Origin of the sequence: Collimonas silvisoli (assembly GCF_018305005.1) — a bacterium.
GTDB classification, from domain to species: Bacteria; Pseudomonadota; Gammaproteobacteria; order Burkholderiales; family Burkholderiaceae_D; genus Collimonas; species Collimonas silvisoli.
In genome coordinates, this window is the sequence record NZ_JAGQEG010000015.1 from 1 (window position 1) to 14,324 (window position 14,324).

A 14,324-nucleotide genomic window follows, 5' to 3' on the forward strand; every position below is an offset into this window, starting at 1 on the left:
CGATATTCAAGTTTGGCATCGGTACCGCTTCGCCCTGGATATCCTTATCGATGCCGGCCATGATTTTCAACAGGGTCGATTTGCCGGAACCGTTCAAGCCCAGCACGCCGATTTTGGCGCCGGGGAAGAACGACAGCGAGATGTCTTTCAGGATTTGACGTTTCGGCGGCACGATCTTGCCGACCTTGTTCATTGTGTAGACGTATTGGGCCATGAGGAGCAGTGATAATTAAGTGAATAAAGAAGCAATAAGCAGTTATCTGGACTGCCAAGAATAACCGATGTCCGCCAAGTTGACGAATCCTTAAGCCGCTGCGCCAGGGCGGGTTGTGAATGTGCGCCACAAACCTTCGGCCGAATACAGCGCCAAAGCGCACCAGATGACGATGAAGCCCGTCAGCCTGGCGCCGTCCAGTTGCTCGTTATACAGCCAGACGCCCAGCAACAGCTGCAGCGAAGGCGTGATGTATTGCAACACGCCGACCAGCGACAGCGGGATGCGGCGGGCGCCGGCGGCAAACATCAGCAGCGGGATCGAGGTGATAGGACCGGCAGCGACCAGCAGCCACCTGGTGGAGGCCGAGGCGCTGACGAAGGTATTCTGATCCTGCACCGTCGTATAAGCCAGGAAGGCCAGCGCCAGCGGCAGCACCAGCGCCGTCTCCAGCGCCAGGCCAGGCAGGGCGCCAAGGCTGGCGGTCTTGCGCAGCAAACCGTAGCTGCCGAAAGTCACTGCCAACGTCAGCGCAATCCAGGGTGGGTGGCCGGTCTGCCAGGTCAGCCACAGCACGGCGGCGGCGGCCAGCGCAATCGCCAGCCATTGCAGCAGGCGCGGCCGTTCGCGCAAGAACACGCAACCGAGCGCAACGCTAACCATCGGGTTGATGAAATAGCCGAGGCTGGCTTCGACGATGTGATTGTTGTTGACGGCCCAGATATAGGTGGTCCAGTTGGCGGTCAGCAGCAGCGCGCTGGCGACAAAACCGCCGATCACGCGCGGCTGCCGCAGCACCGGCCCGACCCAGGCCCATTGCTTGCGCACGGTCAGCACGATCACCAGAAACAGGAACGACCACAGCACTCGATGCATGACGATATCGACCGGCGGAATCTCGGCTTCCAGCGCCTTGAAGTAAATCGGAAACAAGCCCCACAGGACGTAGGCGGCGATTGCATAAAACATTCCTGCTTGCATGGTGTGGGTCTATATAAAGTGAAAGAGTGGCGTAAACGTGCGTTGTGTTTCTGGTATTTATTTCGGACGCACTTGCATAACATCCAGCATTTTACGCATAAGCGGCCAATCTGAGATTGAGGATAGGCATATGGCCGATGGCGGCGCCGGTGTTGCGGGCATCGTGCAAGGCAGCGATGCATTTCTCTTCATGCTGCTGCCAGCTGGCGCTGATGTTCCGGCCGCGCGATAAAGCGATGCACCAGCAAGGAGCCGACACCGCAAATCGCCATCACCGTCATCAGCGGCAAGGCCGTGCTGTCATGCCACAAGCTCATGCTGACGCCGGACAGGATGCCGAGCCCGAATTGCAAAGTCCCCATCAGCGCCGACGCCGTGCCGGCCTGCCGCCCTTGCTGCGACAACGCGATGGCCGACGCATTCGGGCTGATAAAACCGTAACTGGCGAGGAAGCCGAAGAAGCCGAGCAGCAAAATCGCCAGGCTGTTGACGCCGGCAGCGACCAGCAGCGCCACCAGCAAACTCAAGCCGGCCGGCAGCCACAGGGCGCGGCCGAGGATGGTATCGAGCGTGTGCTTGCCGACCAGGCGGGCGTTGACTTGCGAAGCGGCGATCAAACCGAAGGCGTTGGTGCCGAACACGAAACCGAAATGCTCAGGCTTGATGCCATGCAGTTCGATCAAGACAAAAGAAGAGCCGGTAATGTAGGCAAACATGCCGCCCTGGATCAAGCCGCCGACCACCGTGTAGGCGACGAACTGGCGGTCCAGCAACAGCCGTCCATACTGTTTCAGCGTGCGGCCCAGATGCAGCGGTTCGGCTTTATGGCGGTCGAGCGTTTCTTGCATCGAGTAATGGATCGCGATCAGGCACAACAGGCCAAACGCCGCCAGGCCGCCGAAAATCACGCGCCAGCCCCACAGCTTGAGCACCGTGCCGCCGATCAGCGGCGCCAGGATCGGCGCCAGGCCCATCACCAGCATCAACAGCGAAAACGCCTTGGCGGCGCCGGTAGTGCCGAGCCGGTCGCGGATTACCGCACGGCCGATGACCATGCCGGCGCAACCGCCCAGGCCTTGCACGAAGCGGAAAACAATCAGGGCCGAGACGTCTTGCGCAAACATGCAGGCGAGCGAGCCCAGCACATACAGCGTCATGCCGACATACAGCGGCGGCTTGCGGCCGAAGCGGTCGCTGATCGGCCCGTAGAACATCTGGCCGACCGCCAGCCCGACCAGAAAGCTGGCCAGCGTCAGTTGTACCAGATTGCTGCCGACCGCCAGCTGTCGGGCGATGGTGGGGAAGCTTGGCAGGTACATGTCGATCGAAAGCGGACCGATGGCGGTGAGGGCGCCGAGTAATAGTAGCCAGCCCGGTAGCAGTTTCTCCGGGCCTGGGGTGTCAGGTGTGTTTGTCATGGGGTACTCGGAATTGCACAATTTGCTTGTGCTTCAGTCGTTATTTACAGCGGGTGGAATGCGCCGGCGGGGAGGCCGGGCGGTGCGCTAGATATGGATCTAGTCCAGGCGACCTGGAACAGCTGCACATGTTACACGAACATCGTGATATTTGCCGGCGGCGGGTCGGTGACGGAAATGGTAGTTTTGCTTTCATGGGATCCTCTCGTGAGCGTACTGTCCCCCCTATTTGAGATGTCCACAAATCGGGGCTACCTCACACGTTAGGCTTCAGTCCTTCACAAACCCTCTGCTATATCACCGAACCTCATAATTTCAACTGATGGTGGAATGCATCTTTATCCTCGGCGTCGCCACCGATTCGGGATCGTATCGCGATGCGTCATTTCGCCGAACGCTCAAGAACTTGTAAACACCCACGTAGTAATGACCTCTTTGGTCGAAAAGCTGTCTCTTTTACGCATTTTTCCTTAAAACCTAACTCCGGCGTTTGTTTTACCTTAATTTGATAGTAAACTTCATTAAAGTATTAGAATTAATCCTAAATCAAGGTCTGGTGCGGAAATCTACGTAACCAATACACGCACTTAGTGAGCGAAGCGGCGAAACGATGGATTACGCGGAGTTCAAGCGACAATTGGGAAAAGCCGGCATATCCATCAAAGACTTTGCGTCTTTGTTGAAACTGCAACCGACGTCTATCAGCAACTACGCACGTGCTGGGAAAGTCTCAGACCATCTAGCCGTCATCGCTTGCCTGATGGGGGAAATGGCTGAGAACGGTTTGGATTACCGCCTTGTGATTGAGCAGCTCGCGTTAGAGCCGAATAGGCCTCGGGGCGGTCGACAAACGGCTTTTCATATGCAGCAACAGTTGTTTGATCTAACCAATGCGCCGATCGGCGAGAAGAAGTGACCGACGTGGCAAAAGATAATTACCCTGACGTGTTACATACATTGGACGGTGCTCCGGGCCGGCTGGTGCGCGTCAGGGCGCCTACGCTGGATCATGCGTCGCGATTCGCGTACGCGGATCTACGCTCTCCCCGGCTAGTGGCAACTGGCGTTACCATCGATGCCATCTGGGAAATCGACGGCGTACCGGTACTGTATATCGTGCAAGGCAGTTTGTTGGATGCCCCTTCCGCACCTGTCGATACTGTCGCCCGGCTTCTCGCTGCGAGAGGCCATGCTGCATGTGTGGCTTACGTCAATGGAGGCTTACTCACAATGCATCCTTGTGTTTTGCAGAATGCATCGCAATCAAGAGCCGAGGTTTCACTCCCTGACTTATCGACCGTTCTTAGTGAGCTGGCGCAAGGCATCGAGCGGCAATCGCTTGCGGGCGTATTTGCTGCCGCAAGGAATGTTGCCGTTGGATCGCGGTTGCTTGAGCTGTTTCGGCAGGTTGCCACGACTGTGCATCGCGAGCTTTCATTTGATTCCGAAGTCGCAAAGCGACGTACATGTCTGGCATTGATTGGACGAGCTATCTTTGCACGGTTTTTATTTGATCGTGGAATTCTGTCTTTTGCGACTGCACCGCAACTGTTTCAAAAGCAATCGACAGACGGTTTGCCAGCATGGTTCGAAGACGATCAACAGACCGCAGAGTTGTTTGTGTGGCTCGACGAAACATTCAACGGCGAATTTCTACCAATATTTCCCAATCAGGCACGTAATTGCTCTGCCAACCAGTACGCGACGCTGATAAAGGCTTTGGGAACGCTTGCAAAAAGCGAAATTCGAAAAATTATTCTGAACGTCGACGCGCGTAGTCAGGCGCAGTTGCCGTTTGCCGATCCGGTAATGTGCTTGGATTATTCCCATATCCCGGTCGGCTTGCTTAGTGAGATCTACGAAGATTTCACGCATGCCTTTGACGAGGAGGCGGCTGCGCGCGATAGTCGTCATTACACTCCCCGCGTTATTGCATCCTTGATGGTCAGCCAAGTGTTTGATGCGTTGCCGGTTCATGAGCGTACGACAGCTTCTGTGTTGGATCCGGCCGCGGGAGCCGGCGTGTTCCTGGTGCTCACCCTGCAACGAATTGTGCTCGAACTCTGGCGCAGTACGAACCAACAGCCTACGGCAGCACAAATTCGTCAAATCCTTTATGGTCAACTACGTGGGTTCGACAAGGATGGGGATGCGCTTATGCTCGCGACGCTGAGCTTGTACCTTGCGGCCGTCGAACTTACTGCGGACCCAACTCCGCCGAAAACCTTGCTGTTTCCAAAACCTCTGTTGGGATCAGTTTTAATCCACGTCGACACAGACGAACTTGGAAGTCTCGGCGCATCAATCGACGTAGATTGGAACAAGAAATTCGACGTCGTTATTGGCAATCCACCGTGGACGTCGCAGACTGGAGGAACTCAACTTTCCAGCGCAGTGCGTCATATCGCAAGTCGCGTCATGAGCTCAGACGACGAGGCCAGCAAAGAAGTGTATCAACTTCGTGACTATCATGCTGACATCCCATTCGTTTGGCGAGCGATGGAGTGGGCCAAGCCTGGCGCTTGGATAGCGTTTGTTTTGCACGGACGTTTTCTGTTTCAGACCTCGATCCAGGCTCGCCGTCAGCGGGAGCCACTCTTGAATCATCTAGATGTCACCGGGATTTTGAATGCTGCTGATTTCGCTGATGATAAGTTTATTTGGCCAGGAATTGGTCAGCCGTTCTGTGTGCTTTTCGCAAAAAACCAGAAACCATCGCAAGATGCGGCGTTCTGGATGCAGCAAATGTATCGTGATCCTGCACTGAATGCGTTATCGCGTCTCCGATTGGACCCGACCAATGTTTGTGCGTTTACTCGGGAAGAATGGGAGACGCAGCCTTGGATAATGAAAACCGCTTATCGCGGTAACCAGTACGACATCGGTATTATTCGCAAAATGAAATCTTCTTCCGGCCGCCGTCAGAAAATAGAATTGGGCGTGCACTGGACGGAAGTTCTTAAAGGTAAGAGCGGTGAAGGTTTTAAGGTCGGCAACAAGAAGCGCTCCGGTGAGGCATTGCGCGCTTTGAATGGGCGTCACTTGGCGGCGACCAAGATCCTACCAGCTTATATTGACCCGGAGCGCTTGGAACCGTTTGCGGTGGAGAAACTGGAAGCAGCGCGCGATTTTGATATTTACCGTCCGCCACTGGTTGTTGTGAAGGAAGCTGGTTTTTCTTTAAAAGAGCGAAAGCTTCGGGCTGCGCTGGCTTTTTCTTCGACCCCTATCGTGTATTCAGAATCGTATTTTGGATATAGCGCTTATGGTTGCAAAGACGCCACTATGCATCTCAATTATCTTTTCTTGTTATCCAACAGTCGGCTGCTTACCTACTATCTGTTGATGACGGATGAGAAACTTGGCGCTGAGCGCCGGGCGATTAATAAAGCGACATTTGAATCATTCCCCATCGTGCCACTCGCTGGCCTGACTGATGCGGAACGCCTGCAAATCGATGATTTCTCCGAGCGATTTCGAACAGGCGTGCCGGACGATGAATTGTGGTTTGCGTTAGACCGCTGGGTGGAAGCGCTTTACGGTTTTACAGAAATTGAATGTGATGCCATTACCGATACGCTGGCCACCAATATGCCTTATGGCGATGTGCGCGACTCTAGCGTTAGCGCGCCCACTCTGCGCGAGATCGATGGATTTCAGGAGGTTATAAGCCGAAGCATTAACATACTGTTGTCACAAGATGGCGTCGAACTAAAATTTGCACGATTAAATTCAGTTTCAAACAACGCTTGGCTATTTCTCCAGGCTAGCCCGGCCCAGCAAGTAGCCAATGCACCTACCAAAGATGGGGCGCTTGCCAAACTTGCTGCGGCACTTGGCGAGAACATCGGATCGTCGCATGCCTTTATCAAGGAGAGTGACGGGAGCTATCTGATCGGTGTTCTGTTTCAAAAACGGTTCCTCACGCGTACGAAAGCGCGTGTGGTTGCGCAATTTTTCATCGAACAATGGGATCGCGAGCATGACGCAGTTGTGCATTAGACCTGACCCAACTCCCCAGGAAATACCGCGACGAAGTATGGCAATCGTTGCGAAGGCGATCTTATTGGCTTGGGATACATTGAATACGCCGGGTTACAGACCTAGTCCGAACGCCCCTATTTTCACTAGTTTTTCGGATGAAAACGATGTCACCGATCAATTGGTCACAATACTGAACACGATGGCCGACAATGGCGATGCAGTATTGGGATTCAGCAACGAGTATTTTCAAACAATTGAAATTGGAAGTCGGCAGCCGAATGCGGCGCATACAAATTTTGGGAACCAGCCAGATTTTGTGATCCGACCGCAGAAGCGACCTTCCGGGGTCCCGAGTGCGACATATGGTGTCTACGTCGAATGTAAGACGATCGACGAAACCAAAGGCATCAACCTGTACATAACAAAAGGGATTAAGCGTTTCGTCGACGAACGCTACGCCTGGTCAATGAAGCACGGTCTGATGCTCGGATATGTGTTTACAGATGAGCGGTTGCCAGCGGCTCTTGATACCGGGTTCACCGCATTGCGCAAAAAGGAATATAAATTTCTGAAATCTGTATCGCCGACTGCACAAAGTGCTTTGTTTCCAGGATGTGAGGTCCACGAAACAACACACCCACGTACAAGTATATCGACGCCTATTCGGCTGGACCATATGTGGTTGCCACGTGATTTTTCTTATTAGCCTTTGAGTAAATGGTGTCTGATTGACTATGACTCCCTGTCTTTGTGTAAGGCGGGTATATGGCGACTGTTCTCGGAATTAGAACAAATGGAAGAGTAGACCATCCTACTTGAACGTCCGCAAGCAACAAAATCGGGATGTATTTTTTCGTCCTTCCTGCTTGCGGCATGCACTTACGTTTGTTGCAGATGACATGCAGATAGATAAGTGTTGATGTAGTGGTCATTTCGCATTAGCGCCTGCCAACAAAACCGGGACATCTGTTACCTACGTCTCCGGTCTATACACTTCGCTAAAGAAAGTAAGCAAAGGAAGGGGCGGAGCACTGCTACTACCAAAGCTGTCGCCTCCACAGGAGGTCCCCAAATGCGGAATTCACGTCAACAGCAACTTCAACAGCCTTGTTGTTAAGCCGTTGGTTTTTACGCCAATATTACGCTGCTAAGAAATCCAGCAAAGTCATGGCGATTACCTTGGTCGCTTTGCGTAGGTCATCTAACGCCAAATTTTCATCGGCTTGCTTGGCGTTGGATTCCATCAGGGTGCGGGGGCCGGCGCCGTATAGGACTACGGGGATGCCGTGTTCGCCGTAGAGACGGGCGTCGGTGTATAGCGCTGAGCCGTTGGCTGGGATGGCTTCGCCTAGGACTGTCTGGGCGTTTTTCTGTATGCTGGCCAGCAGCTTTTCATGGCCTGGCAATGGGCGCAGGGCGCGTGCCAGCAGCAGGCGTTTGATCTCGACGCGGATGCCTGGCAAGCCGGCTACTGCGGCTTCGATCATGGCGCGGACTTCGGCTTCGACAGTTGCCGGGTCTTCTTCCGGAATCATGCGGCGGTCCATCTTCAGCACGACTTTGCCCGGCACTACATTGGTGTTGGTGCCGCCGTCGATGCGGCCTACGATCATGGTCGGATGGGTAATGCCGGGAATTCCTGAACTGATTTTTTTCAGGTCTGGCAGCTTGGCGTAGATGGCTTGCAGGATTTTGATTGCGGCTTGCAGGGCGTCGTGACCGGTTTCCGGCATCGAGCCGTGAGTGGCTTTACCGTGCACTGTCACTTCAAACTGCAAACAGGCGTTGTGCGCGGTGACCACGTTGTAGCTGAAACCCGGGCCGATCACCAGATCCGGTTTGGTCAATTGGTTTTCCAGCAGCCAGGCCGGTCCTAGCAAGCCGCCGAATTCTTCGTCGTAGGTGAAGTGCAGTTCGAGCGCGCCTTTGAGCGGTACGCCGAGTGCTTCCAGCGCGCGCACGGCGAAAATATAGGTGGCGAAATCGCCTTTTGAAACCGTGGTGGCGCGGCCGTAGATGCGGCCGTTTTCGATCTCGCCGCCATACGGCTGGTTGGTCCAGCCTTCGCCTGGAGGCACTACGTCGCCATGCGCATTGAGCGCCAGCGTCGGGCCTGCTCCTGCGTACCGGCGGCGGACGATCAGGTTGGTGATGCTTTCCATGCCATAGTCTTTGACGGTGGCGGCCGGTACGGGATGTTTTTCTGCCTGCCAGCCCCATCCGGTCATCAGCTCGGCGACCGCATCGGCATGCGGCGCGTTGTTGCCGGGTGGGGTGTCGGTCGGGATGCGGACGATCTTTTGCAGGAAACCGACTTCTTCGTCAAAGTGGCTGTCGATCCAGTTGCTGAGCTGTTCGGATAACTTTGTGGTAGACATGATGGCCAATAGGGAGGTGTAAAAAGTAATTGATTTTACGACTTTGGCATGCAAGCGGGTAAGTCTGCCAGCATTCACCTCAAAGCGGCGGGCGGCTAACTTTCGATGTATTCCCGATAGTAGCGATTGCCCAGACTGGTCAGAATTTCATAGCCGATGGTGCCGGCCGAATGCGCCACTTCATCGACCGCACGGTGCGGGCCGATCAGCTCGACCAGAGCGCCGGCCTGCAGGCGCTGGGCAGCGATACCGGTGGCGTCGATGGTGATCGAATCCATCGAGATGGTGCCGACCATCGGCGCTGCATGGTCGTCGATGAACACCACGCCGCGATTGCTCATGCTGCGCAGCCAGCCGTCGGCGTAACCGACGCCGACGGTGGCGATCTGGCGTGGTTCGGTGGCGCTGTAACTGATGCCGTAACCGACATGGTCGCCGCGCTGTATGGTCCTGGTCTGCAGGATGCGTCCGTGCAGCGCAACCACCGGCTGCAGCGGATTGGCGGCGCCGGCCACCGGTGCGATGCCATATAGCGCCGCGCCGGGGCGGACCAGGTCGAACTGATAATCGGGACCGAGAAAAATACCGGAAGAATTGGCCAGGCTGGCGGCCACCTGCGGCAGGCGCTGCCGCAGCGTTTTGAAACGCGCCAACTGGCTGGCGTTCATCGGATGATTCTGGTGTTCGGCACAAGCCAGGTGACTCATCAGGAACAGCGGCGGGATGCTTTGCAGGAAGCGCGGATCAGCCAGCCAGGCCTCGGCTTCGGCCGCCGGCAATCCCATCCGCGACATGCCGCTATCGACCTGGATAATGGCCGGCAGCGGCCGTTGCAGCGACTCCGCCAGCATGTGCCAAGCCTGGATTTGTTGCAGGCTGTTGAGCACCGGGATCAAGCCGTGGGCGATGAATTCCTGCTCGGCGCCGACTGGCGGGCCATGCAGCACAAACACCTGCGCCGTTGCCGGCAGATGCGGACGCAGCGCAATGCCTTCATCCAGATGAGCGACAAAGAAATGCCGGCAGCCTTCCGCCGCCAGCGCCGGTCCGACCCGCTCTGCGCCGAGCCCATAGGCATCGGCCTTGACGGCTGCGCCGCAGATGGCCGATCCGGCTTGCTGGCGTAGAAAGCGATAGTTGCTGCGCAGGGCGTCGAGGTCGACTGTCAGGATGGCGCCGGCGTGTGCCGCTTGTGGATGCATGGTTTGTGTGGTTCAAAAAATGTGATGTCTGCCGCGGCCGGAACCGGCTCAGGCATAAGCCGGATGCGCCGCCTGCGCACCGTGCTTGCTGTAGCGTCCGACCGCCAGATCATCCGAAGCAATCGCCGGCCGCTTGCCGGAAATCAGGTCCGCGAGCAGTTGCGCCGAGCCGCAAGACATGGTCCAGCCTAGCGTGCCGTGGCCGGTATTCAAGAACAAGTTGCGGATATGGGTGGCGCCGACGATCGGCGTACCGTCCGGCGTCATCGGCCGCAAGCCGGTCCAGAAACTGGCGGCGGCGGTGTTGCCGGCGCCCGGGAACAGGTCGTTGACCACCATCTCCAGGGTGGCGCGGCGTTTCGGTTTGAGCGTCTTGTTGAAGCCGACGATCTCCGCCATGCCGCCGACCCGGATGCGGTCGTCGAAGCGGGTGATGGCGATCTTGTAGGTTTCGTCGAGGATGGTCGAGACCGGCGCCGCTTCGACATCGACAATCGGCACCGTGATCGAATAACCCTTCAGCGGGTACACAGGAATCTGCAGCAGCGAACCGAGGAAGCCGGTTGAATAAGCGCCCAGCGCCACCACGTAGCGATCGGCTTGCAGATGTTCCGGGCCGCACTGGACGCCGGCGATTTCGCCGTTGGCCAAGGTCAGCGCATCGATCTGCAGGTTGTAGCGGAAGCGCACGCCCAGATCCTCGGCCATCTTGGCCAGGCGAGTGGTGAACATCTGGCAGTCGCCGGTTTCATCGTTCGGCAGGCGCAAGGCGCCGCTCAATTTGTGCTTGACCGCTTCCAGCGCCGGTTCCGCCAGCGCCAGCTGGTCCGGCGTCAGCAATTCGAACGGCACGCCCGTCTCTTGCAGCACCTGGATATCCTTGGCGGCGTCGTCCAGCTGCTGCTGGCTGCGGAACACCTGCATGGTGCCGAGCTGGCGGCCTTCGTAAGCGATGCCGGTGTCGGCGCGCAAGACCTTGAAGCAGTCGCGGCTGTATTCGGCCAGGCGCACCATGCGTTCCTTGTTGACGGCGTAACGGGGGGCGCTGCAGTTGCGCAGCATCTGCCACATCCAGCGCAGCTGGAACAGGGTGCCGTCAGGGGTGATCGAGAGCGGTGCGTGTTTTTGCAACATCCACTTCAGCGCTTTGAGCGGGATGCCTGGAGCGGCCCAGGGCGACGCATAACCGGGGGAGATCTGGCCGGCGTTGGCAAAACTGGTGTCTTGCGCCGGCCCCGGCAGGCGGTCGATGACCGTCACCTCATGACCGGCACGCGCCAGATAATAGGCGCTGGTAACGCCGACTACACCGCTGCCAAGGATGAGCACTCGCATCTTTAATCCCCTAACGCCTGAATTGATTTTGATTTACAGTAATAAGCGCTATGCTAATAGCTATTTTCTAGCATTTGTTACTGTATAGATCGATATATTCAGGATTTAACACTAAAAACATCATCAAATTCGAGACATGAGAATCTACAAGGAATCGAGCCGCGCCCTGGACAAGCTAGACCGTCATATTTTGCGTTTGCTGCAACAGGACGGCCGCATGTCGATGAAGGATCTGGGCGAGCAAGTGGGTTTGTCGATCACGCCCTGCATCGAGCGCGTCAAACGGATGGAGCGCGACGGCGTCATCGACGGTTATTACGCCCGCATCAACCCGGCGGCGGTGGGCGCCAAGCTGCTGGTGTTCGTCGAGATTACGCTGAACCAGAAATCGGCGCATGCCTTCGAACAGTTCCGGCGCGAGGTGTTGCGGATTCCAGAAGTGCTCGAATGCCATCTGGTGTCCGGTGATTTCGATTACCTGATCAAAGCCCGCATCCGCGAGATGGCAGAGTATCGGAAACTGCTGGGCGACATGCTGCTGCAACTGCCGGGCGCGGCGCAGTCCAAGAGCTATGTTGTAATGGAGGAAATCAAGGAGACGCTGGCATTGTCGATGGATACTAAATAGCGGCGGCTGATGTGGCCGGGTTCAAGTTGCGGAGTTCAAGCTGATTTCGATGCGCTCCTTGCCCTTGCCGATGTTCTTGCGTTTCAGCTTGAGCGCGCCGACTTCTGCTGTCGAGCGCGGATGGGTGCCGCCGCAAGCCATTTTGGCGAATCCCGCGACTTCCCAATAGCGCCGTTGCGCCGCTTCGTCGCTGAAGGCGGTGACGATAGGCAGGTCGGCCTGCAGCAGTGCGGCCACTTCGGTTTCTATTCGCGGAAACAACGCCGCGATACTGCCTTCATAGGCAAAATCGATACGCGCTTTGTCGGCCGAAATATGGGAGCCGATACGTTCTATCCCGGGCCGCAGCCGGCACACCAGTTGCAGCACCATCTCGGCGGCAAAGTGCAGCCGCATCAGGCGATGGCGGCGTTCCCAGTCGATCGCGATCTCGACCTCGCTGCCCGCCTGAAGGCCATGTCCCGGAGCAAGCGTGTAGAGAATATCCAGCCCATCTTTTTCTGCGGACAGCACAGGATGGCCGCCCAATGTGCCGTAGTCGCTTTCCTGGCCGCCGGAAAAGGCAAAGAAAATAGTCTCCGCGAGACGGATACGGTCGTTGTCGACGGCGACGACCCGGGTGTTAAGCGTTGTGCGATAGGGATCTTGCCAGAAGAGCTTGTGTGTCATGGCCGGTCGACATGAATAGAAGGTTCGATAAGGATAAAGGATAGAGAATAATAAAGGGGCGAGTCCGTCACTCGCCCCTTTCTCTTTGTTAAACCTTAGAACTTGCCATCCCGGAAATCCTGGATCGCCTGCTCTACCTGTTCGCGAGTATTCATCACGAACGGTCCCCACTGCGCAATCGGCTCATTCAGCGGCCGCCCGGCAATCAGCAGGAAGCGGCTGTCGCCCTGCGCTTGCAGGCTGACGCCGGCGGCGTCGGCGGTGTTGCTCAAGATCGCCATGCGGCCTGCCGGTGCGCTACGGCTGTCTTCACCGATGTGCAGTTCGCCTTCGAATACATACAGGAAAGCGTTGTGGCTTGCCGGTATCGGCAAATCGAGCTGCTGGCCGGCTGCCAGCTGCACGTCCAGATACAGCGGCTCGGTGTGCTGCCGCTGCACCGCGCCGGCGGCGCCGAAAGCTGAACCGGCAATCACCTTCACCTTGACGCCCGGCTGCGGCGACACTTGCGGGATCTCGCCGGCTTGCAGGTCGCGATAGCTGGGGGCGATCATCTTGTCGCCCGAGGCCAGGTTGAGCCACAGCTGGAAGCCGCTCATCAAGCCGTCTTCCTGTTCCGGCAGCTCCGAATGCACCAGCCCGCTGCCGGCGGTCATCCACTGTACGCCGCCGGCTTGCAGCAAGCCTTCGTTGCCGGCATTGTCGCGATGGCGCATGCGCCCGGCCAGCATGTAGGTGACGGTTTCGAAACCACGGTGCGGATGATCGGGGAAGCCGGCGAGGTAGTCTTCCGGCTTGTCCGAATGGAAATTATCGAGCATCAGGAAAGGATCGAGACGGCGTTGCAGATCGTGCGTCAAGACCCGCACCAGGCTCACGCCCGCGCCGTCCTGGGTGGCGACGCCGGTGACCAGGCGTTCGAGTTGGCGATTGAAGTTCATAACGTTCTCCGTTCCTTCATAAAAATAGTTTGTCTTACCCTTGTTTTTTCGAATCTGTATCGACCGCCGCCAGCATCAGCAAGGCGCCGATGATCGAGATGTTTTTCAGGAAGTTGATCAGCTGGTTTTGCGCATTGGCTGGATCTGCTGCCCAGAAGCGGTGGGCGGTCAGGGTCGCGGCTACCGTGAACAGCGCCACGACGATGGCTATCGGACGTGTGTTCCAGCCGGCCATGATCGCCAGCCCGCCGCCGACTTCAACCAGGATGGTAGCCAGCACCGCGAAAGTCGCGAGCGGCACGCCGAGGCTGGTCATATAACCGACCGTGCCGGAAAAGGCGGCGATCTTCATTACGCCGGAAATGACGAAAAGCGAAGCCAGCAGGACCCGGCCGATGCGATACAGGTTTGGTGAAATTTGCATGATGTTTCCAATCTTTAGATAAGTTGTAATGCGAAATTGCAATGCGTGGGTTGTGGCGCAAGTAAGTAGTTGCTTTCACGTCGCCGCACTGACTGATTGTTGCATCCCGATTGCAGCGAACAAGGTCATCTTAGTCTTCTTGTTCCTGGC

13 protein-coding genes are annotated in these 14,324 nt (G+C 56.8%); 4 read left to right on the forward strand and 9 right to left on the reverse strand.

The annotated features are described in order from the left end of the window. The 3 genes from KHU33_RS05565 to KHU33_RS05575 form a co-directional block, all read right to left on the reverse strand. Positions 1-193, reverse strand: a 193-nt coding sequence (locus KHU33_RS05565) for an ATP-binding cassette domain-containing protein (RefSeq protein ID WP_407928248.1), incomplete at its 3' end; no start/stop codon positions are given. A gap of 111 nt (positions 194-304) precedes the next feature. Beyond that, a complete protein-coding gene (gene rarD / locus KHU33_RS05570) occupies positions 305-1,195 on the reverse strand; it encodes an EamA family transporter RarD (RefSeq protein WP_211461521.1) in 891 nt (296 codons plus the stop codon). Between the two features lie 188 nt (positions 1,196-1,383). Then, the gene (locus KHU33_RS05575; RefSeq protein ID WP_211461522.1) at positions 1,384-2,613 is read right to left on the reverse strand and encodes a Bcr/CflA family multidrug efflux MFS transporter; all 1,230 of its coding nucleotides are present in this window, start codon (positions 2,611-2,613) and stop codon (positions 1,384-1,386) included. Between the two features lie 610 nt (positions 2,614-3,223). Between KHU33_RS05575 and KHU33_RS05580 the strand changes: the two genes are divergently transcribed. The 3 genes from KHU33_RS05580 to KHU33_RS05590 are packed head-to-tail and all read left to right on the forward strand — an operon-like array spanning position 3,224 to position 7,303. Further along, on the forward strand, positions 3,224-3,529 hold the full coding sequence (locus tag KHU33_RS05580) for an XRE family transcriptional regulator (RefSeq protein WP_211461523.1): 306 nt from the start codon (positions 3,224-3,226) through the stop codon (positions 3,527-3,529). Then, the gene (locus KHU33_RS05585) at positions 3,526-6,615 is read left to right on the forward strand and encodes an HsdM family class I SAM-dependent methyltransferase (RefSeq protein WP_211461524.1); all 3,090 of its coding nucleotides are present in this window, start codon (positions 3,526-3,528) and stop codon (positions 6,613-6,615) included. Before KHU33_RS05580 ends, KHU33_RS05585 begins: the two co-directional genes overlap by 4 nt. Positions 6,616-6,652: 37 nt before the next feature. Next, the gene (locus tag KHU33_RS05590) at positions 6,653-7,303 is read left to right on the forward strand and encodes a hypothetical protein (RefSeq protein WP_211461525.1); all 651 of its coding nucleotides are present in this window, start codon (positions 6,653-6,655) and stop codon (positions 7,301-7,303) included. Positions 7,304-7,736: 433 nt separating this feature from the next. Here the strand turns inward: KHU33_RS05590 and KHU33_RS05595 are convergent, their stop codons facing one another. The 3 genes from KHU33_RS05595 to KHU33_RS05605 form a co-directional block, all read right to left on the reverse strand. Next, positions 7,737-8,975, reverse strand: a complete 1,239-nt coding sequence (locus KHU33_RS05595) for an ArgE/DapE family deacylase (RefSeq protein WP_211461526.1) — start codon at positions 8,973-8,975, stop codon at positions 7,737-7,739. A 95-nt stretch (positions 8,976-9,070) separates the two neighbouring features. Further along, positions 9,071-10,177, reverse strand: a complete 1,107-nt coding sequence (gene alr / locus KHU33_RS05600) for an alanine racemase (protein ID WP_211461527.1) — start codon at positions 10,175-10,177, stop codon at positions 9,071-9,073. A 48-nt stretch (positions 10,178-10,225) separates the two neighbouring features. Next, the gene (locus KHU33_RS05605) at positions 10,226-11,512 is read right to left on the reverse strand and encodes a D-amino acid dehydrogenase (protein WP_211461528.1); all 1,287 of its coding nucleotides are present in this window, start codon (positions 11,510-11,512) and stop codon (positions 10,226-10,228) included. A gap of 136 nt (positions 11,513-11,648) precedes the next feature. On the opposite strand from KHU33_RS05605, the gene KHU33_RS05610 reads away from it, so the two are divergent. Then, the gene (locus tag KHU33_RS05610) at positions 11,649-12,140 is read left to right on the forward strand and encodes an Lrp/AsnC ligand binding domain-containing protein (RefSeq protein WP_211461529.1); all 492 of its coding nucleotides are present in this window, start codon (positions 11,649-11,651) and stop codon (positions 12,138-12,140) included. Between the two features lie 21 nt (positions 12,141-12,161). Here KHU33_RS05610 and KHU33_RS05615 read toward each other — a convergent pair whose 3' ends face one another. From KHU33_RS05615 to KHU33_RS05625, 3 genes are all read right to left on the reverse strand, one after another. Next, a complete protein-coding gene (locus tag KHU33_RS05615; RefSeq protein WP_211461530.1) occupies positions 12,162-12,809 on the reverse strand; it encodes an alanyl-tRNA editing protein in 648 nt (215 codons plus the stop codon). Between the two features lie 95 nt (positions 12,810-12,904). Further along, on the reverse strand, positions 12,905-13,750 hold the full coding sequence (locus KHU33_RS05620) for a pirin family protein (RefSeq protein WP_211461531.1): 846 nt from the start codon (positions 13,748-13,750) through the stop codon (positions 12,905-12,907). A 34-nt stretch (positions 13,751-13,784) separates the two neighbouring features. After that, on the reverse strand, positions 13,785-14,174 hold the full coding sequence (locus KHU33_RS05625) for a DoxX family protein (RefSeq protein WP_211461532.1): 390 nt from the start codon (positions 14,172-14,174) through the stop codon (positions 13,785-13,787). Positions 14,175-14,324 lie beyond the last annotated feature (150 nt).